Origin of the sequence: Emcibacter nanhaiensis (assembly GCF_006385175.1) — a bacterium.
Lineage (GTDB): Bacteria > Pseudomonadota > Alphaproteobacteria > Sphingomonadales > Emcibacteraceae > Emcibacter > Emcibacter nanhaiensis.
In genome coordinates this window covers 170547-190612 of sequence record NZ_VFIY01000014.1, presented here as the reverse complement: position 1 = coordinate 190612, position 20066 = coordinate 170547, and the positions used below count along the sequence as shown (strand labels likewise).

Annotated in this window: 19 protein-coding genes; 9 read left to right on the top strand and 10 right to left on the bottom strand. The window is 55.1% G+C overall.

Going from position 1 to position 20066, the window contains the following annotated elements:
* Positions 1 to 2: 2 nt before the first annotated feature.
* On the top strand, positions 3 to 1622 hold the full coding sequence (locus FIV46_RS11450; RefSeq protein ID WP_139941065.1) for an adenylosuccinate synthetase: 1620 nt from the start codon (positions 3 to 5) through the stop codon (positions 1620 to 1622).
* Complete coding sequence (locus tag FIV46_RS11445; RefSeq protein WP_139941064.1) at positions 1622 to 2278, top strand: DUF7002 family protein; 657 nt, start codon at positions 1622 to 1624, stop codon at positions 2276 to 2278. The genes FIV46_RS11450 and FIV46_RS11445 overlap by 1 nt, the downstream gene beginning before the upstream one ends.
* A 69-nt stretch (positions 2279 to 2347) precedes the next feature.
* On the opposite strand, the gene uvrB is transcribed toward FIV46_RS11445, so the two are convergent.
* From uvrB to FIV46_RS11430, 3 genes are read right to left on the bottom strand one after another with little or no spacing between them, the layout of a single operon-like run.
* Positions 2348 to 4555, bottom strand: coding sequence for an excinuclease ABC subunit UvrB (gene uvrB / locus FIV46_RS11440; protein ID WP_139941063.1), 2208 nt, complete (start codon positions 4553 to 4555; stop codon positions 2348 to 2350).
* A 49-nt stretch (positions 4556 to 4604) separates the two neighbouring features.
* A complete protein-coding gene (locus FIV46_RS11435; protein WP_139941062.1) occupies positions 4605 to 5822 on the bottom strand; it encodes a hypothetical protein in 1218 nt (405 codons plus the stop codon).
* 15 nt (positions 5823 to 5837) lie between these two features.
* Positions 5838 to 7418 (bottom strand): MBOAT family O-acyltransferase, encoded by a 1581-nt coding sequence (locus FIV46_RS11430; protein WP_139941061.1) that lies wholly within the window; start codon positions 7416 to 7418, stop codon positions 5838 to 5840.
* Between the two features lie 248 nt (positions 7419 to 7666).
* Here FIV46_RS11430 and FIV46_RS11425 point away from each other — a divergent pair, with 248 nt between their 5' ends.
* Positions 7667 to 8869 carry a pyridoxal phosphate-dependent aminotransferase gene (locus FIV46_RS11425; protein WP_139941060.1) on the top strand — a complete coding sequence of 401 codons (1203 nt, stop codon included), beginning with the start codon at positions 7667 to 7669 and terminating at the stop codon, positions 8867 to 8869.
* Positions 8870 to 8984: 115 nt separating this feature from the next.
* Here the strand turns inward: FIV46_RS11425 and FIV46_RS11420 are convergent, their stop codons facing one another.
* Entirely contained in the window at positions 8985 to 9257 is a 273-nt protein-coding gene (locus FIV46_RS11420; RefSeq protein WP_139941059.1) for a hypothetical protein, read from the bottom strand.
* 257 nt (positions 9258 to 9514) lie between these two features.
* Here FIV46_RS11420 and FIV46_RS18105 point away from each other — a divergent pair, with 257 nt between their 5' ends.
* Positions 9515 to 9676 carry a hypothetical protein gene (locus tag FIV46_RS18105; protein ID WP_181163213.1) on the top strand — a complete coding sequence of 54 codons (162 nt, stop codon included), beginning with the start codon at positions 9515 to 9517 and terminating at the stop codon, positions 9674 to 9676.
* Positions 9677 to 9689: 13 nt separating this feature from the next.
* On the opposite strand, the gene FIV46_RS11415 is transcribed toward FIV46_RS18105, so the two are convergent.
* Entirely contained in the window at positions 9690 to 10571 is an 882-nt protein-coding gene (locus FIV46_RS11415; protein WP_139941058.1) for a LysR family transcriptional regulator, read from the bottom strand.
* Positions 10572 to 10835: 264 nt separating this feature from the next.
* Here FIV46_RS11415 and FIV46_RS11410 point away from each other — a divergent pair, with 264 nt between their 5' ends.
* Both FIV46_RS11410 and FIV46_RS11405 read left to right on the top strand, forming a co-directional pair.
* Positions 10836 to 11303, top strand: a complete 468-nt coding sequence (locus tag FIV46_RS11410; RefSeq protein WP_139941057.1) for a Dps family protein — start codon at positions 10836 to 10838, stop codon at positions 11301 to 11303.
* 103 nt (positions 11304 to 11406) lie between these two features.
* Positions 11407 to 12051, top strand: coding sequence for an HAD family hydrolase (locus tag FIV46_RS11405; protein WP_181163212.1), 645 nt, complete (start codon positions 11407 to 11409; stop codon positions 12049 to 12051).
* Between the two features lie 748 nt (positions 12052 to 12799).
* Here the strand turns inward: FIV46_RS11405 and FIV46_RS11400 are convergent.
* Both FIV46_RS11400 and FIV46_RS11395 read right to left on the bottom strand, forming a co-directional pair.
* The gene (locus tag FIV46_RS11400; protein ID WP_139941055.1) at positions 12800 to 13684 is read right to left on the bottom strand and encodes a LysR family transcriptional regulator; all 885 of its coding nucleotides are present in this window, start codon (positions 13682 to 13684) and stop codon (positions 12800 to 12802) included.
* Between the two features lie 126 nt (positions 13685 to 13810).
* Positions 13811 to 14413 carry a peroxiredoxin gene (locus tag FIV46_RS11395; RefSeq protein ID WP_139941054.1) on the bottom strand — a complete coding sequence of 201 codons (603 nt, stop codon included), beginning with the start codon at positions 14411 to 14413 and terminating at the stop codon, positions 13811 to 13813.
* Between the two features lie 269 nt (positions 14414 to 14682).
* Here FIV46_RS11395 and FIV46_RS11390 point away from each other — a divergent pair, with 269 nt between their 5' ends.
* Together FIV46_RS11390 and FIV46_RS11385 are read left to right on the top strand one after the other, a co-directional pair.
* Positions 14683 to 16482 (top strand): vWA domain-containing protein, encoded by a 1800-nt coding sequence (locus FIV46_RS11390; RefSeq protein ID WP_139941053.1) that lies wholly within the window; start codon positions 14683 to 14685, stop codon positions 16480 to 16482.
* 104 nt (positions 16483 to 16586) lie between these two features.
* Positions 16587 to 17534 (top strand): alpha/beta fold hydrolase, encoded by a 948-nt coding sequence (locus tag FIV46_RS11385; RefSeq protein WP_139941052.1) that lies wholly within the window; start codon positions 16587 to 16589, stop codon positions 17532 to 17534.
* On the opposite strand, the gene hisN is transcribed toward FIV46_RS11385, so the two are convergent.
* Complete coding sequence (hisN, locus tag FIV46_RS11380) at positions 17514 to 18326, bottom strand: histidinol-phosphatase (protein WP_139941051.1); 813 nt, start codon at positions 18324 to 18326, stop codon at positions 17514 to 17516. The genes FIV46_RS11385 and hisN overlap by 21 nt on opposite strands.
* A gap of 100 nt (positions 18327 to 18426) precedes the next feature.
* Here hisN and FIV46_RS11375 point away from each other — a divergent pair, with 100 nt between their 5' ends.
* Positions 18427 to 19542 carry an NAD(P)/FAD-dependent oxidoreductase gene (locus FIV46_RS11375; RefSeq protein WP_139941050.1) on the top strand — a complete coding sequence of 372 codons (1116 nt, stop codon included), beginning with the start codon at positions 18427 to 18429 and terminating at the stop codon, positions 19540 to 19542.
* Here the strand turns inward: FIV46_RS11375 and FIV46_RS11370 are convergent, their stop codons facing one another.
* Both FIV46_RS11370 and FIV46_RS11365 read right to left on the bottom strand, forming a co-directional pair.
* Entirely contained in the window at positions 19543 to 19803 is a 261-nt protein-coding gene (locus tag FIV46_RS11370) for a histidine kinase (RefSeq protein WP_139941049.1), read from the bottom strand.
* A 71-nt stretch (positions 19804 to 19874) separates the two neighbouring features.
* Positions 19875 to 20063: a DUF1289 domain-containing protein gene (locus FIV46_RS11365; RefSeq protein WP_181163211.1), complete on the bottom strand. Its 189-nt coding sequence runs from the start codon at positions 20061 to 20063 to the stop codon at positions 19875 to 19877.
* Positions 20064 to 20066: the final 3 nt, after the last annotated feature.

Here is a 20066-nt window from a genome sequence, read left to right as displayed (position 1 = left end):
TAATGATAACGACGTTGAAGCTAATTATTATTAGTGGTGAAATAGCGTGCGGAAAGTCACAGTTAGCTAAAGATCTGAGAGATGCTACTGGATTTCCAGTTGTTAAAACTTCTGATTTAATTCTTCAACAAAAACCGAGAACCAAAAAAGAAAGAACCGCACTTCAGAGGGCTGGGAACAAGCTCGATAATGAAACAGGCTTTGCTTGGATAGCTGACGCAGTTGGCCGACTAAGACGCAAACCAGAATACGATCTTCCAATAATTCTTGACGGTGTGCGGAAACAGGGTCAGATAGAAGCCCTTCAAAAGTCGTTTGGTCATCGTCATCTAAAACATGTTCATTTGCGAGCTGATTTTCAAGTACGTAAAGAGCGTTTTGTTTCACGTGAGCGAGATACAGATAGAGGAGTAGATTTTGACCGTATTTCAAGGAATACTTCTGAGAAAGGTGTTTCAAAGCTTGAGCATGTAGCTGATATCGTTGTCGATACAGATAGATTCACAGGAAATGGTGTCTTTAGTCATGTTTATTCACGTTTGAATCTTGTTTCTAGATCATCAGATCAGCTAGTTGATGTTCTGATCGGGGGGCAGTTAGGGAGCGAGGGTAAGGGGAATATTGCCGACTATTTATCGCCAGAATATGGCATCTTGATGAGGGTTGGAGGTCCAAACGCGGGTCACAAAATATATGAGGATCCTCCCTACACACACAGATCATTACCCTGTGGCTGTCGCAGAAACGAGAAAGCGAAAATACTTATAGGTCCAGGTGCAGTAGTTAATCCACAAGGGTTACTCAAAGAAATAAGAGAATGTGAAATCAGCCCGGATAGGCTTACGATTGATGAAAATGTTGCGATTATTTCCCAAGAAGATATCGATTGGGAAGAGCAATTTTTAAAGAAAGGGATTGGGTCAACAGCGCAAGGTGTAGGAGCTGCTGCGTCGAGACGAATAAGAAATAGATTTCGAGACGAAAAAGTATGCAAGCTGGCTAAAAATTTGGGAGAAATATGCCCGGACTTGCTTCCTTATGTAGGTCCTACATATAAACATCTGGAGAAAGCTTATGCGGAAGGTCATAAAATTCTCTTGGAGGGCACCCAAGGCACAGGGTTAAGTTTATACCATGGCGAATATCCTTCCGTTACTTCTAGGGATACAACGGTATCCGGTTGTTTGGCTGAAGCAGGAATAGGGCCAAGGCGCGTAAGGAAAATTGTGCTGGTTTGCAGGACTTATCCTATACGTGTGGGGGGGAACTCAGGGGGTATGGATAAGGAGACAACGTGGGAGGTGATTGCTGAAAGGTCAGGGAATGATTTACAGCAATTGAGATCTTCGGAGGTCGGGTCAGTTTCTGGCAATCCCCGCAGAGTGTGCGAATTCGACTGGAGTTTATTGAGAAAGGCGTGTCATTTAAATTCACCAACTGATATCGCTTTGACCTTTGTAGATCATATTGATATTAAAAATGCAAATGCAGCTCGTTTTGAACAATTAACAAAAGAAACTATAAATTTCATCGAGGCCGTGGAATCTGTTTCTGGTGTACCATGTTCACTTATCGCGAATAAATTTGACTTTAAATGTGTTATTGATCGGCGGCGTTGGTGATGGAATTAGAAGAATTATATACTCATTATCCAGTACTCTATCATATGGCTTGGAATAAAAGTTGGCCGACAATAAAAAAGCACGGCCTTCTTTCAACAAATTCACTGCTGGAACTTTACGAGATTGATGATAGTACAAAATCTATTGTAGCTACTCAGCATCGACCAGAATGTGTCACGATTCAAAGTAAACACTTGCCAGATGCTGTTATTCGTGACCAAATTCCAATGACTGACAAAGGCGTAATCAGGGCACTCAATGGAACAATGATGCCTTCAGAATGGTATTATCTGTTGAACTCCATGGTATTTTTCTGGCCTACGAAAAGTCGATTGAAAACTATGATCTCGGCAAAAGCCTATCGGGACCTTAATCATGACGTTCTTATTGTGAGAACGGAGCCGCTTGTCAAAGAATATGTAAAAAGACTGAGAATTTCGCCTATAAACAGCGGTTGTACAAAACCATTTGCACATCCGCGCTCCAAGAATCTTTTTAAGGATATTACGAGCTATCCATTCTCAGAACGAAAGTCTAAATATGGAACGGAAAAGGCCATTGCAGAGGTTTGTTTTTTAGATGCAATACCGAATATTGAGAACTTTGTCGAAGACGTATTGGTCCTAAATGCAGATAATCTTGATGCGAACATTTGATTTGAGACCCTAATCAAATGTACAAAAGTAGAAATATAACCAATACGCGTTCCCCCCTAAAACTGCTCCCTAAAACTTCCGCGGCGTCGGCTGGTTGCTCTTCTTGCGGTACTGCCGTGTGCCCGGCCGGCCCGCCGTGGACCGTCCCGAGCCCCTGGGGCCCGTCGCTTTGCGGGTGGGCACAATGCCGAGTTCCGCATCCTCGAGCCGTTTGATCTCGTCGCGCAACCTTGCCGCTTCCTCGAACTCCAGGTTGCCGGCGGCCTCGCGCATCTGTTTTTCCAGCCCGTCGATATAGGCGCGCAGGTTATGGCCGACCAGGTTATTGTCCTCGGTGCCGGTATCGACCAGCACATGGTCGCCCTCGGCGACGCCGTCGAGGATATCGCCGATATGCTTCTTGATGCTTTCCGGGGTGATGCCGTGTTCCTCGTTATAGGCGAGCTGCTTCTGGCGGCGCCGGTCGGTCTCGTCAAGCGCCGCCTTCATGCTGCGCGTCACCTTGTCGGCATAGAGGATCACCCGGCCGTCCACATTGCGGGCGGCGCGGCCGATGGTCTGGATCAGGGAGGTCTCACTGCGCAGGAAGCCTTCCTTGTCGGCGTCGAGGATCGCCACCAGCCCGCATTCGGGAATGTCGAGGCCTTCGCGCAACAGGTTGATGCCGACCAGGATGTCAAAGGCGCCGATGCGCAAATCGCGAATGATTTCAATGCGTTCCAGGGTGTCGATGTCCGAGTGCAGGTAGCGCACCTTGAGGCCGTTTTCATCGAGATATTCGGTCAGATCCTCGGCCATGCGTTTGGTCAGCGTGGTGACCAAGACGCGGTAGCCCTTGTCGATGCTGACCCGGGCCTCATGCAGCAGATCGTCGACCTGGGTCTCGACCGGGCGGATGTCGCAGGGCGGATCGATCAGGCCGGTGGGCCGGATCACCTGCTCGACAAATTCGCCGCCGGTCTGCTCGAGCTCCCAGTTGCCCGGGGTGGCGGAGACATAGACCGACTGCGGCCGCATGCGGTCCCATTCGTCGAATTTCAAGGGCCGGTTGTCGACACAGCTCGGCAGCCGGAAGCCGAAATCGGCCAGGGTCTTCTTGCGGTTAAAGTCGCCCCGGCTCATGCCGCCGATCTGCGGCACGCTGACATGGCTCTCGTCCACAAACAGCAGCATATTGTCGGGCAGATATTCGAACAGGGTCGGCGGCGGCTCGCCCGGGTTGCGGCCGGTGAGGTGGCGGCTGTAGTTCTCGATCCCGGCGCAGGTGCCGGTCGCCGCCATCATCTCGAGATCCAGCAGCACCCGCTCGCGAAGCCGCGCTTCCTCGAGGATTTTGCCCTGGGCCTGCAGTTCCCGGAGGCGGTCGTCGAGCTCGACCTTGATGGTTTTCATGGCCTGTTCCAGGCTCGGTCCCGGGGTGACATAATGGCTGTTGGCGTACAGCTTGACCTGCTCCAGGTCGGCCATCTTCTCGCCGGTCAAGGGATCGAACAGGGTGATTTTCTCGAGCTCGTCGCCGAAGAAGTCGAGCCGCCAGGCCCGGTCCTCATAATGGCTCGGGAATACCTCGATCACGTCGCCTCTGACCCGGAAGGTGCCGCGCTGGAACGCCTGGTCGTTGCGCCGGTACTGCAGCTTGACCAGCTCACGCAGCAGCTCGCGCTGTTCGAACAGCATGCCCACTTCGAACGGGATGGTCATCTCCAGATAGGTTTCCGGCGAGCCCATGCCGTAGATGCAGCTCACGCTGGCGACAATGATCACGTCATCGCGCTCGAACACCGCCCGGGTCGCGGCGTGGCGCATGCGGTCGATCTGCTCGTTGATGCTGGCGTCCTTCTCGATATAGGTGTCGGAGCGGGGCACATAGGCCTCGGGCTGGTAATAGTCGTAATAGGAGACGAAATATTCCACCGCATTGTCGGGGAAGAAGCTCTTCATCTCGCCGTAAAGCTGGGCCGCCAGGGTCTTGTTATGGGCCATGATGATGGCCGGGCGCTGGGTGCGCTGGATGATCTGGGCCATGGTATAGGTCTTGCCCGAGCCGGTGACGCCCAAGAGGACCTGGTCGGAGAGTCCGTCATTCAGTCCCTCGGTCAGCGCCTCGATCGCCGCCGGCTGGTCGCCGGACGGCTGAAACTCGCTCTCCAGCCTAAAGGCAATGCCGCCTTCGGTCTTTTCCGGGCGCACCAGGGCCTCCCTGTGCGCTTCCGGGCGCGGGCCGTCAAAACCCGTCTGCGGGTGTTCTGATAAGGTGTTGCTCTGGTCCGAAGTCATGTCCCCATAATGGGGTGACTCGCGCCGATTTTCCAGTGCCGTTTGTTATTTATTTCGCGAAGAAGCCGTTGACGAAACCGACCTCGTCCGGGTTGGCCTGCTGCCAGGCGTCCAGCACCCGGCGGTCGGCCTCGAGATTCTCCCTGAGGCTGTCCGCGCTCAGGGTCTGGCCGAAGGCGACGGTGCAGTCGCCAAGCAGGCGCCGGATCATCAGGTCGCCCAGTTCGCGGCGGTAGTGGGCCGGTTCCCAGAACCACTTGAGCGGGGTCCTGCCGGCACTCAGCACCGGTTCGGTGTGAAACGGGGTGATGCGGCTGAAATCAACGACCTGCACGCCGTCGCCGTAATCCTCAAAGGTGGTCAGGGCCATTTTCCATTTTTCGAACTCCATCCACAGCCCGGCGCGGTCGATCACCTGCAGATAGTGGATGTGGTAGGGATTGACGAAAATATGCACCTCGATGTCGCGGGCGCGCAGTTCCCGGACGAAGCGGTCGAGCAATGCCAGTTCGTTGGACCAGTGGCCGGCGCCGTAAAAGGCGCGCCAGTCCTTGCGGGTGAAGCTTTGCACCAGCTGCGGGGTTTTCTGCCGGAACAGGGCCAGCACCCCTTCCTTTTTCGTGTTCCAGGCCATGTCCCGGCCCGGGTTGAAGCCGTCCGCGGTCAGGCTGCTGCTGTTCGGTTTCTGGCCGCTCAGCGTGCTGATGCTGTCGAGTACGCCGCTGAGGGAGATCAGCGGCAGCGCCAGGTCGCGCAGCTTCTGCAGGCGATAGTCCGGGTTGGCATGGCCGTCCCAGTCGTATTTCCTGCGTTTGTCATAGTCCCGTGGGGCCGGCGGCCAGTTCTCGGGTGTGCTGTCGGCGGTGGTGACGAAATCGAGGAAATCGACGCCGATCAGCACCATCTTGATGTCCTTGTCCCGCACCACATCGAGGGCATAGCCATACTGCATGCCGATCGGGCTGCCGGGCAGGCCGAGGTTGAACACCCTGTCGCCGCGGGATTTGAACAGCGCATTGTCGGGATCGAGGCCCATTTCCACCCGGCTGTTGCCGACGATCAGCACATCCATGTCGGCGCGGTGGGCCGCATGCAGCCGGGCCTGGCGGGAGTGGGTGCCGGCCTCGGGCTTGATGGCGTTAATCCCCGCGATCGGCGCCTGGCCGTACATCAGATAGGGGTCGGTAAACCAGGTCAGGCCCGCCGCCGCGGCGAAGAACAGGACAACGAAAGCCAGCCAGGCGAAGAAGAATTTTTTCATGCTCATATTGCCGTCTCCCGCCTAGAACTGGAAATAGAGGAATTCGGAGATCTGGCTCAGGGCCAGCAGTCCGGTGACGGTCATCAGGGCGCAGATCGCGGCCCAGCCGAGGGAAGGGCGGAAGCGGATGCGGCGCATCAGCAGGCTGTCGCTGGCCAGGGTATAGGCGACCTGGTCGGTGACCCGGTTATAGGCCGGGCCGAACCGGTCCATGATCTGCTGGGTATTGGGCAGCAGCAGGGCCGCCGGCAGCAGGACAATGATCCAGGTCCAGGTCCAGACAAAGCTGCTGCCGCCGCCGAGGGTGAAGTCGATGCCGAGGCCACTGAGCAGCTGCTGCAGCGGGCCCAGATGCACGGCGATGCCGTTGGGGATGCTGATGCCGTTTGCGCCGCTCATGCCCGCCAGCATGGTTGTGGCGGTATCGAAATCCTCGGCCCGGAAGAACACCCAGCCCAGCACCACGGCGAGGAAGGTGAGGGCCCAGGCGAGACCGCGCCAGAGAAATGATTTGTTGAGCCCTTCCAGGCCCAGTTTCGATTGCACGAAATGCCAGCCGTGGTTGATCACCAGATAAAGCCCGTGCAGCGCCCCCCAGATGACGAAAGTCCAGCCGGCGCCGTGCCACAGGCCGCCGAGCAGCATGGTGGCGCTGAGGTTGACATAGCGCCGGGCCTTGCCCTTGCGGTTGCCGCCGAGCGGGATATAGACATAGTCGCGCAGGAAGCGGGACAGGGTCATGTGCCAGCGGCGCCAGAATTCAACGATGCTGAGCGCCTTGTAGGGCGAATGGAAATTAAGCGGCAGCCTGATGCCGAACAGCCGGGCGGCGCCGATGGCCATGTCCGAATAGCCGGAGAAGTCGAAATAGAGCTGCAGGGTATAGGCCAGCGCCCCGCCCCAGGCTTCGAAAAAGCCGAGCTCGGCGCCCGAGCCGGCCGCCTTGAACACCGGGGTGGCATAGACCGCGACACCGTCGGCCAGCACCGCTTTCTTGAACAGGCCGATGGAGAAAATCATCAGGCCGATGGTGATATTGTCGAGCCGGAGGCGCATCTTCTCGTCCTGCATGAACTGGGGCAGCATCTCCTTGTGGTGGACGATGGGGCCGGCGATCAGCTGCGGGAAAAAGGTCACGAACAGGGCGTAATGCAGGAATTTATATTCCTTGGTGATGCCTTCATAGGCGTCGACCAGATAGGCGATCTGCTGGAAGGTGAAGAAGGAAATGGCCAGCGGCAGCACGATGGTGCCGATCTGCCAGTCAAGGCCGGTGAGCGCCGCCACATTCGAGACGAAGAAGCCGGCATATTTGTAGTACCCGAGCAGCCCGAGGTTGAAGACGATGCCGAGGGTGAGGATGGTCTTGCGGCTGAGGCCTTCCTTGTCACCGTTGCCGAGCAGGCGGCCGACGCCATAGTTGATCCCCATCGACAGGATGATCAGGAACAGATATTTCGGGTTCCACCAGCCGTAAAAGAACAGCGAGGCCAGCACCAGCACGCCGATGGCTTTTTCATGATCGAAGCGCGAAATCAGGAAAAACAGCGCCACCGTGACCGGCAGAAAGGCAAAAATAAATTCATAGGAATTGAAAAGCACGTTATCCGCCCCTTTTTTATTTTCCCCTGTTTCTTAGCGCGGGAATATAAATATATGATAAACAAAGAAGAATTTTTCTCAAACCAGTTAACTCTCAACATATGGGATTTCTTTGCTGATTTTGTGAAACTTCGCTTGCAGAAAGCCGAGAGTTTTCGTAGGTTCGCGCACGAATTCACCGGCAATTTTGCTTCCGGGAATTCAACTGTCACCACAACAACAGAAGACCACCACAGAAAGGGAAAGAAATGGCCTTTATTGCAGACTCCTTAAGCCGTGTTAAGCCTTCCCCAACCATTGCTGTGACGACCAAGGCAGCCGAACTGAAAGCTGCCGGCCGCGACGTGATTGGCCTGGGCGCAGGGGAACCTGACTTTGACACCCCCGATAACATCAAGGAAGCCGCCATCAAGGCCATTAACGAGGGCCAGACCAAATATACCGCCCCCGACGGCACCCCCGAGCTGAAAAAGGCGGTGGCCGCCAAGTTCAAGCGGGAAAACGGCCTCGACTATGAACCCAGCCAGGTGACCATCAACAACGGCGGCAAGCACACCCTGTTCAACGCCCTGATGGCGACCATCAACCCGGGCGACGAAGTGATCATCCCGGCTCCTTACTGGGTGTCCTATCCGGACATGACCCTGCTGGTCGGCGGCACCCCGGTGATCGTGGAATGTACCCAGGAAAATAACTTCAAGCTGCAGCCGGCCGACCTGGACGCGGCGATCACCCCCAAAACCAAATGGGTGATCCTCAACAGCCCGTCCAACCCGACCGGCGCCGCCTACAGCCGCGACGAACTCAAGGCGCTGACCGATGTGCTGCTCAAGCATCCCCACGTCTGGGTGATGAGCGATGACATGTATGAGCATCTGGTCTATGACGATTTCGAGTTTTATACCCCGGCCCAGGTCGAGCCCAGGCTCTATGACCGCACCCTGACCGTCAACGGCGTGTCCAAGGCCTATGCCATGACCGGCTGGCGTATCGGTTATGCGGCCGGCCCGGTGGAGCTGATCAAGGCGATCGGCAAGATCCAGTCCCAGACCACCTCCAACCCCAGCAGCATCTCCATGGCCGCCGCGGTCGAGGCCCTGAACGGTCCGCAGGATTTCCTGAAAACCCGCGGCGAAGCCTTCAGGAAACGCCGCGACCTGGTGGTGCGCATGCTCAATGACGCCGACGGCATCACCTGCGCCACCCCGGAAGGCGCCTTCTATGTCTATCCGAGCTGCGCCGGCATGATCGGCAAAACCACGCCGGACGGCACAGTGCTGGAGAATGACGAAGCTGTGGTCACCTACCTGCTGGAAAGTGAAGGGGTTGCCGCCGTGCATGGCGAGGCCTTCGGCCTGAGCCCGCACTTCCGCGTCAGCTACGCCACGTCCGAAGAGGCCCTGACCGAGGCCTGCACCCGGATCCAGCGGGCCTGTGCTGCGCTGAAATAAGCGGAACTGAAGATCTCAAAGTAAAACCCCCTGCAGGCATAGGGCCGCAGGGGGTTCTTTTTTGGTTGCAGGGGATGCAACCCGGGGGAAGGCGTATGGCTTGCGCTGTTCGGCCTTATTCCGCCGACAGCTGGCCGTCGGTAATGGTGACATGTTCCTCTTCGCCGATGGTCAGGGCGCTGCCGGTGTCGACAATTTCCACATAGCAGTCATGGCACAGGTCGCCCAGGGTCTCGTTGGCGCCGATGGTGACGGTCTGTTCCAGTTCTGAGGTTTCCACATAGACTTCGTAGGCGACATCGTCATTGTTTTTCAGGTCGGCGGCAAGGGCCGGCGCAGCAGCCGCGAGGGCCAGGACCGGCAGGAGGGCGTAGGCGGTTTTCTTCATCTGGAGTATTCCGTAGTTCAGTGAATGATAAGGCGAATTAATGCGCCGTCCCGGGGGGAAATAAAGAGAATTTATTCAATAGATATTATGCGGAAAGCCGATACCAGGACCGACTTCCGCCAGGGAAGGTGCCGCGCGCCGGTCTATCTATTTGGAAATTAAATAATATCATTAAAATAAATTCGCTTTTCGAATAGTCCGCGATACGGAATAGTAAAAATGGAAAAATATGTTTTTTTCGCACAGGAACGCATGCAATGAAGCAACACCGCGCAAACGGCAAACACGGAACCGCCAAAAATCATCACGACTATGGAGTCGATTACGAAGATGAAGAGGACTATCGGGATTTCCGCAAGAAAAAGGTCGACCTGTCACGCCGGCAATCCCGACGGGACAAATACCGCGACCAGGCCTGACCTCTCTCGTCCGTCAGACTTTCCCGCTATCTGACACGCCTGTCAGCTCCGGCAGGGCGTTTCTGATGTCGTCGAGGCCCGCCAGGATCAGGCTGACGAGCGTTTCATCGAGCGCCTCGCCATAGACCATATAGGCGGGATAGGTGAAATGGGGCGCGCCTTCCACAATCCGCAGCCGGCCGTTCCTGACCAGCGGTGCGGCGGTCCGTTTGGGGAAATAGCCGCTGGCGGGCGTGTTCAGCAGGTAACCGATGCCCAGGGTGCCCACATCGAGGGAAACGCGCGGCACCTCCATGTCCGGGAAATTGAGAGCGTGGTCGCTCTGGAATTCAGGACCCCAGTTGACATAGACATAGTCCTGGGCGAATGCATCCTGCCCGGGTTCTGTGGAGGACACCAGGATGAGCTCCTCGTCGAGAATCTGGCGGACTTTGAATCCGGGGCGTTGCTCCGGCCGGTACATAACGGCGATATCCAGTGAATTATCTGCCAGGTTGCGGATCAGGTCAGGGGCGTTGCCGGTTTCGGTCCGGACCGCCACCTCCGGCGCATGGGCCCGCATCCAGGGCAGCAGGTTCAGCAGGAAGCCATCCCACAGGCTGACCTGGGCGCCGAGCCGCACCATGGTTTCCTGCTCCTCTCCGATGCCCACCTCCAGCCGGGCCTGGTCCCAGATACGCGACAAGGCAACGGCATGTTTCAGGAACTGGCGTCCGGCCGCGGTCGGGGTGGCGCCCTGTTTATTGCGCTCGAACAGGGGGCTGCCGATCTGGTTTTCCAGGTTTTTGATGCGGATGCTGACCGTCGACTGGGTCACATTGACCCGCTCCGCGGCGGCCAGGAAGCTGCCGGTTTCATAGACGGCGATGAAGGTCCTGATCTGGGCGATATCCATAGTTGCCGGGCCTGTATTTAATATTCAAATATAATACGGGGTTCAGATGTCTATTATTTATAATAAATTCCGGAGGCCGTCTCGATAAAAACACTGACGAAATGAAAATATGCTAAGGATTGATCAGGATCAGGTGGCAAGGTGCATAATATTGTTATTGTCCCGGATATATCTATAATATTGTTGTTAATTTCGGCGCCCGCCTTGTTTTGTAATAATTCTAAACTATATATTAAGCACTGGACTTAAAAAGAGGAGTATAACATGCAGATCAATATTGGTATGGACAATGACACACGGCAGCAGATTGCCGAAGGCCTCAGCCGTCTGATGGCCGATACCTATACGCTGTACCTGAAGACCCACAATTATCACTGGAATGTGACGGGTCCGATGTTTCAGACCCTGCATGAACAGTTCGAGGTCCATTATACGGAGCTGTGGGCGGCCATCGACGTGATTGCCGAGCGGATTCGCTCCCTCGGCGAATATGCCCCCGGCACCTACAAGGAATTCGCCGCGCTGACCAGTATTCCGGAAGATGACGGTATTCCAAGTGCGGAACAGATGATCCGCAACCTGGTGGAGGCCAATGAGGCCGTGACCCGTACCGCACGCTCAATCGTGCCCCTGGCGGCGGACGCCGGTGACGAACCGACGGTCGGTATCCTGGGCGACCGGATGGAAGTTTCCGAGAAAAATGCCTGGATGCTGCGGTCCCTGCTCAACTAATGCAGCGGTAGTGATCGGTCTGTTGGCCGGTCTGGCAAAATCAGATTAAACCGTGTAAAGGTAGCTTCAATTTTGTGAAGCTGCCTTTTTGTTTGGAATGGTCATGACCTATGAGCTTGTGATTTTTGATTGTGACGGGGTGCTGGTGGACAGTGAGCCGATTGCCAACCGGGTGCTGCGCGACGCTCTGGCGCGGGAAGGCCTGAAGATGACCCTTGCCGAGGTGGTGTCCGAGTTTGTCGGGCTTAGCATGACCTCTGTCGTGAAACGGGCCGAAGAGCTTCTGGGTCGGCCGCTGCCGGCCGATTTCCTCGATCGGGTGCAGGCGGAAACCTTCGAGGTGTTTCATCGCGAGCTCACGGCAGTGGAGGGAATCCACGATGTGGTGGCCCATCTCAAGGAACAGGGAATCAAAAGCTGCGTCGCCTCGAGCGGCGATTTTGCCAAAATGGAAGTGACCCTGGGCCTGACCGGCCTGAAGGATGATTTCGACGGGCGAATCTTCAGCTCGTCCCAGGTGAGTCGCGGCAAACCCTGGCCGGACCTTTATCTGTTTGCGGCGAATCAAATGGGAGTCGATCCGGCCCTGTGCCTGGTGGTGGAAGACAGCCTGCCGGGGGTGCGCGGCGCCGTTACCGCCGGCATGGATGTGCTGGCCTACAGTGTGCGCGGCGAGTGTGACGACCTGCTGAAGGCAGGGGGCGTGGTCATCCACCGGATGACAGATGTCCTGGATCACCTTGACTAGACATGCACAATATTTAATCGAACTCCATTTATGTCTGTTATTTGTGCAGTTTATGCTTCAAACAACCGTTTGGTAAGGTATTGACTTATATAAGGAATTTTCATCGTTTGAGGAAGAGCTTTGCAAAAAATGCAGACCTCGTGCCTCTATTTTGAGCGCTGCGCCGGGATGGCTGCCGGGATTTTGAACAGGCCGGTGAGCAAAAAAAATGCCGGGACGAACCCGGCATAGTCAAAAATATAGGGAGGCTTCATGTCTGGGAGACAATGAAACAGCTGCAACTTACATATGGGAGGCATATAAGCCACAGCCAGAAGCAACATGGCGTTGCTTCAAAGATATTGCGATGCAACATCTTTATGTAACATAGGGATGTTTCGACTCTTTGTAAAGGGGTAAAATGTGAAAAAAATATTATAAAACCAAACAAAACAAGTTTTTGTATAAATTTTAAAGAAATAGTGCAAAGCACAATATGTAGCCAGTTTGAAGGATATTTAAAGGCAAAAAAAATGCCGGGACGAACCCGGCATAGTCAAAAATATAGGGAGGCTTCATGTCTGGGAGACAATGAAACAAGCTATAATCTTCATCTGGGAGGACATCCGATCATAGCGCCTGAAATTACTTGGGAGGTTCTTTCAGGAGACGATGCAACGCATCATCTGAGTTGAATATAGCCACAGGGGGCCCGGGTGACCACCCTTTCAATTCACAACACAGCTATGCGTCTAGTGCATGGCTTGTATCAGAAGCGGGTACCCTTGAATTGCTGGATAATATAGTCACGGAAGGCGGCAATTCGCTTTGACGTCCTGAGTTCCTGTGGATAAGTGATATAGGCGTCGAACTCGGGACCCTCCGTATCTTCCAGGACACGCACCACATTCATGGATCCCTGGACAAGATAGTCGGGCAGGGCGGCAATGCCGATACCGGCCTTTACTGCCTGCAGCACACCATAGATGCTGTTCACCCGCAGAGATGGTTTGCGCGGTTCCAGGGTGCCTTCTGTCAGCGCCCAGTCCATACTTTGTATTGGCGCGGAGGGCACATGGCCGTAGGCGATCAGGCTGTGGTTGTCGAGGTCATCCACGGTCTTGGGGCGGCCCTTGCGACTTAGATACTCGGGCGAGGCATAAAGATGGTGGTGGAAGGTGCCGAGCCGTTTCTGGATCATCTCCAGATGTTCGGACGGGCGGAAGCGAATGGCCACGTCGGCTTCCCTTGTGGTCAGGTCCAGATCCAGGTCCGAGACAATCAACTGCACGTCCACTTCGGGATATTTTTCAATGAAGCCGCGGATATGGTGCATCATCCAGGTCGATCCGAAGCTGAGCGTGGTGGTGACCTTGAGTTCCCCCATGGGGACGTCACTGCCTTCCAGAAGCTGCTGTTCTGTGAAGTGGATCTTGGAGACCACATCTTCCGCGGTCTTGAACAGGGTTTCCCCTTCGTCAGTCAGGCTGAGACCGCGCGCATGGCGGTTGAACAGGGACACATTCAGGCTTTCTTCAAGCGACCTGATCTGCCGGCTGACGGCCGACTGGCTCAGGCTCAGCTTTTCCCCGGCATGGGTAAAGCTGCCGGAAGAGGCGACCGTATGAAAAATTCTAAGTTTATCCCAATCCATTTGACTAACTGCTCATCTAAATGCTGCCTGGAACTATGCTGTTTACATAATAATGGTCAATTTTGCGCTGCATCAATAAAAAAAGGCGGGAAAAATCCCGCCTTTCTCAGAAAACTGGTGGAACTCTTAGAGTTCTTCAGCATGTGAAGCGAGGTAGCTGGCCACACCTTCTGCGGTGTCTTTCATGCCTTCCTGGCCTTTCTGCCAACCGGCCGGACAGACTTCGCCGTGTTCTTCATGGAACTGCAGGGCTTCAACCATGCGGATGCTTTCGTCCACGTTGCGGCCCAGCGGCAGGTCGTTGATCACATAGTGCCGGATGTTGCCTTCCTTGTCGATCAGGAAGGAACCGCGCAGGGCGACGCCGGCGTCTTCGATCAGCACGCCATAGTCTTTGGCAATCTGTTTGGTCAGGTCGGCAACCAGCGGGAATTTGATCGGGCCGAGACCGCCTTTGTTTGGCGGGGTGTTGCGCCAGGCATAGTGTGAATACTGGGAGTCGACGCTGACGCCGACGACTTTGGTGTTCAGTTCGGCAAATTTGTCCATGCGGTTGCTGAAAGCAATGATTTCAGACGGGCAGACAAAGGTGAAGTCCAGCGGGTAGAAGAAAATCAGACCATAGCTGCCTTTCAGGTAGTCAGACAGGGTCAGTTCTGTCAGTTCGTCATTTTCCATGACAGCCTGGGCTGTAAAATCAGGGGCTTTCTGGCCGATAAGATGTGACATTTTGCTTCTCCATTTGTGGATTTATTGAGGTTCTGATTTAATTTAGAATTGTTCTAATAGATAGAAGAATTGATCCCCGAGTCAAGATGTATTTTGTTCATCTGCGCCCGAATAGGAGAGAAATAAATGCGTATATTTCAGAGACATATTTCGCGTAGACCAATTTTACCAAAATATTAATACAACTCTTTGGTTTCATAAATATTTCTTAATGCTTTTAGCAGAAAATATAGGCTGTGAACGTGAACTATCAAGGGGTCACAGATAAAATGAAAATGATGCCGGAAAAAATTAAAAAGTCTTTGATGGCTTTTACCGCCGGACGGAAAAAACTGCAACAGTCGACCGGGCTGGCGGATTTTGGTCGCAAGCTGGTGCGGGACACCCGGGGAATGTCCGGTGCGATTATGGTGGCATCTGTTATTCCGATCATTGCCATTGTCGGCCTGGCCACGGATGTCAGCCGCGCCTATATCGTCAAGCAGCGCCTGGGGACGGCGCTTGACGCGGCGGCACTGGCCGGTGGCCGTGTGCTGAACGACACCGCCGCAGTGCGCAGGGCCGAAATCCAGCAGTATTTTGATGCCAACCTGCCCAACGGCTTCATGGGGGCTACCGTTGAGGGGCCGTATGAAGTGGATGAAGACGGCAACGTCCTGGCGGAAGATTATGTTTACGGAAATGATGAAGATGTCCTTCGCCTGAAAGCAAATGCCGACGTGAATACCGTGTTTCTGCAGCTGTTCGGCGTCGACTCCCTGGATGTAAACACCGACGCCGAGGTGACCAAGGAGATTTCCCTGCTCGATGTGGTGGTCGCCATTGACTTGTCCGGGTCCATGCAGACATCGGATGTGGGCGGCGGGTCGCGAATATATGCGGCCAAGCAGGCGGCTAAAACCATGATCAATATCCTGTTCGGCAATAATGCGGAAAATCCGTTGCTGAAAATCGGAGTGGTGCCCTGGTCTGGAGCAGTGAATATCACCAACAACGGGTCAAAATATGGTTTTGAGGCAGACGGGGTGACTCCTTTGGCCGCGGCTGACCTTTATACGACTGTGGCGGTGTCGCCTTCTGTCGCCAATCCCTATGAGATTCAATATTATTCCTTTGACAAATTATGTGAGGGAAGCAAGTGGAGTCCGGATTGTTCTTCCGCCATTCCCGGCAACGGTTATGAAGTTCTGAAAAACTACCAGGCAACCATCAACAATATCTATTACGCCCATAATGCGCCGTCTGTTCCTCTCCTGGCGGAACCGCCGACCGGCTGGACCGGGTGCGTCTATGCCCGTTATGCCCGGGAGGAAGCCTGGCAGTATAAGCAAACTCCCTCTTCAGACAACTCCACTTCCCTGGATGAAGCTGCTGATATCTATGACGGTCCGGTCGAGATTGTCGGCGGCAAGTCGTGGATCGGCTGGTATCCGATCGGGGATGAGAATGAATATAGCAACTATGTGGCATATGATTTCAATGGCGATGGCTCGATCGGTTCCAGTGAAAAATATTATGACGGCTATCGTTGCGACATGGGGCGCCTGGCCAATGAAACGTCTTCCTGTACGCCCTGTCCGGACTATGGCATCACCAAGCTGCAGAGCGTGAAGCAGGTGGTGTGGGATGCCATCGATGACCTGGATGCGACCAGCGGCGGCTATACCAATATCCCCCAGGGACTGGTTTGGGCCTGGCGGGTGCTGTCACCGGGACTGCCCTTTAACGAAGCCTCCGTGATTTCCGCCAACAGCAACACCATCAACCGGGCAATCATTCTGCTGACTGACGGTGAAAATACGCGCCGCTCCGGCGATACCTATAACAGGATGTTGTCGGATCGGAACAATCGTCTGCTTGAAGTGGCCGACGCCATCAAGAATGACCCGGACAATAATATCCAGATCTATACCATCCAGTTCGCGGAAAGCAGCGGTTCGCTGGCCACCCTGCTGACCAATGTGGCGACGGATGAAGATCACTATTATTTTGCGCCGGATGCGGCAACACTGAATACAATCTTCGAGGAAATCGCCAACGAATTGTCGAGCCTGAGGCTGTCCAAATAATCCGTTGGAGAGATATCTTCCTTATTTCATAAAAAAAGGCGCTCATGGGGCGCCTTTTTTGTTATCGTGACGGAAATATTCCGTGAGTATTGGGGCAGGGAACAGTGACGTCCAACGATTTTTTTCCCGAAAACAGCAAGATTGCCTGGCTGGAAAGGCCGGACGGCATAAGGTTGCGCATTGTCTCGATCGAGCCCGACGGCCCGGTCCGCGGGCAAATCGTGATCGTCAACGGCCACCGGGAATATATGGAGAAATATCAGGAGTTTTTTCAGGACTTTCTCGACCGCGGGCTGCGGGTTTACAGTATGGATCACCGCGGGCAGGGCCTGTCCAGCCGCTTGCTCAAGGATCGTCACAAAAGCTATATCAAGAATTTTGATCTGTATCTTTCCGATCTCGCCGAGATGATGTCCCACTATGATTTGCTGGAGCAGGAGCCGCGGAAGTTGCCGCTTTATCTGCTTGGCCATTCGATGGGCGGCCATATTGCCTTTCGTTTCCTGCATGACCATCCCGGTGTTTTCGACAGGGCGGTGCTCATGGCGCCGATGTTGGGGATTAACCTCGGGTCGCCAATCAAGGCGCTGTTTACGCCATCCTACATTCAATGGGCCTGCCTGTTCGGCTGGGACAAGGAATATGCGCCGGGGCAGGAGCCGAAAAATGCGGATGATATGGAGCTCATGGTCAGCGATCTGCTGACCCATGACCTGTCCCGCCATGAGGCGGAAAACCAAATCATGAAGGCCAATCCGGACCTGTATGCGGGAGGCGCCACCTATGGCTGGCTGAAGGCGGCCCTGGACAGCATCGATATTTTGAAGCAACGGGGATATGCAGAAGCCATAACCCTGCCGGTCCTGGCACTCCTGGCGGAAGAGGAAAGGCTCGTTGTCAATGAAGACGCCTGCGAAATCCTCGGTCGTCTGCCCAACAGCCGGATTGAGGTCATCAAGGGGGCCTTTCACGAAATCTATCGGGAAGCCGATGACATCCGTCAGGAGATGTGGCGGTTGCTGGACGGGTTCCTAGCTGTTGAGGATGTCTAGCACCTGGGCGTGCAGCGCCCGGTCGCCGCTGGCGACAATCTGCCCGCCCTGGTTCGGGGAGCCGCCATCCCAGCAGGTGACAATGCCGCCGGCATTTTCGATGATCGGGATCAGCGGCTGGATGTCATAGCTTTCCAGGCCGCTTTCAATCACCACATCCATATGTCCCGACGCGACCATCATATAGGCGTAGCAGTCATAACCGTTGCGCACCATATTGGCCATTGCCGCCACTTTCTCGAAGGCGCGGCGGTCATCCATGGTGGCGAACAGCTGCACCGGGTCTGTCGTCGACAGGGTGGCCTGGGAAATATCGGGGCAGGGGCGGCAGTGAATGGGCGAGCCGTTCAGGCTGCTGCCCAGCGGCGAACCGATATATCTTTCCTTCAGGTAAGGCTGGTCCATCATGCCGATCACCGGCCCCTTGCCGTCATTCACAGCAATCAGGGTGCCCCACAGGGGAATGCCGGCAATGAAGGCGCGAGTGCCGTCGATGGGATCAATGATCCAGTTCATGCCGTCCTGATTGTCAGGATTGATTGCCTGCCCGTGTTCCTCGCCGATCAGGTTGTGAGCGGGGTATTTATCGAGGATCAGGCGGCGAATGGCGGCCTCGGCATCCCGGTCGGCCCGGGTGACCGGATCAAAGTCGCTTTGCAGCTTTCGGCCCTTGTTGACAACATCCAGCGGCGCGCGGAAGGATTTCAGGGTAATTTCCGCCGCGGCATCCCCGAGAATATGAAGAAAATCGACATATTCCTTGATTTCATCAGGATTTAAGGTATCTGACATGGGTATAAATCATTCCAAAGCTGGGCACTGCGGGGCCGGTTGAATTCATTCTGTGTCAGGGATTTTCACAGGATTGTCAAGGATTCAAGTCTGAAAGAGTATGACCGAGACATTTGACTTTATCATCATTGGCGGCGGTATCGCCGGGGCGTCGGCAGCCTGGTTCCTCAGTCCTCATGGACGTACATTGATCCTGGAGCGGGAAGAGTATCCCGGCTATCACACCACAGGCCGCTCGGCAGCCTTTTTTGCTGAAACCTATGGCAATGCGGTGGTTCAGCAGCTGACCCGGGCTTCGCGGTCGTTCCTGTTGTCGCCGCCGGACGGTTTCTCCGAAACACCGCTGGTTCACAAGCGCGGCGCCGTCTATATGGCGACGGCGGAACAGGTAGAGTTCCTGGAACAGTCCTACAGGACCAAGAAAGCCGTCAGTCCGGAAATCAAGCAGCTCACTGCTACCGAGATCCTTGAGAAAGCTCCATGCCTGCGCAAGGGCTATGCGGTTGCCGGGTATGAGGATCCGGGGTGCCGGGACATCGATGTGCATGCTCTTCATCAGGGCTATCTGCGCGGCATGAAAAAGAATGGCGGGAAAATGCTGTGTAACCAGTCGGTCGAGGATATTTCGAGGTCGGCAGAAGGTTGGCAGGTAGAACTGGCGGAAGGCAGGGTCGAAGGACGGGTTCTGGTCAATGCCGCCGGTGCCTGGGGGGATGAACTGGCGGCGGTTGCCGGTGTGGCGCCTATCGGCCTGGATCCCCGCAGAAGGACGGTCATCTGTGTTGATGCCGATGGCGCCGAACTTTCGCCCGAGATGCCGCTGGTGCTGGATGCGGAAGATGAGTTTTATTTCAAGCCGGAGGGAGGCGGCATTCTGCTTACCCCCTGTGACGAAACACCAATGCCGCCCTGTGATGTTCAACCGGAAGAACTGGATATTGCCCGGGCGATCGACCGGCTGGAACAGGCGTCGGAATTCAGGGTGACCCACGTCCGGCGCAAATGGTCGGGTCTTCGCACCTTTGTCCCGGACCGCTCCCCGGTGGTCGGGTTTGATCCGGATATTGCTGGTTTTTTCTGGTGCGTCGGGCAGGGGGGATTTGGAATCCAGACCTCGCCGGCCATTGGCCGGCTGGTGGCGGAATTAATTGTGAATGGTGAAACCGGCAGTGTGCTGCCGGTTGCGGAAATTTCACCGCAGCGGTTCAGGAACTAGTTATTTACCGATGCGGGGTTTGTCGCCGCTGGAAGGGCCGAATGCCTTTTCCAGGGTCATGGTGCTGTCCTTGGCCAGCTCGATGGCCTCGGTCAGAAGTCCCAGAATTTCCACATTATTGGCGAGGACATGCTGGGCTTCCGGGCGATCATCGTCCATGATCCGGGTTGCCCGCTGGATAATGTCCTTGCGGATGATGTTCAGGATATCTTCCAGTCTGAACCCGTCGGGGTTTTCATCGGTCACCAGAAAATGTGTCATAAGCGCACCCTTTTTGTCAGTTATTCCCGCAAAGCCTACTGGAAAGCCATTAAGTTTGGGTAAACGCAGGGTTATTTGCGACCGGAAGACAAAAGCCTCTGGCGGGCTCTGGAAATGATTTCAGCGCGTTCCTGCGGGGATTTTTCCGGCCAGTTGAACAGTTCGGTCCGCAACCGGCCGCAGCCGATGCACCATGTTTCGGTTGCGTCCAGCTGGCAGATGCTGATGCAGGGGGTGTCTGTCCGGTCTGTCGGTTCCATGGT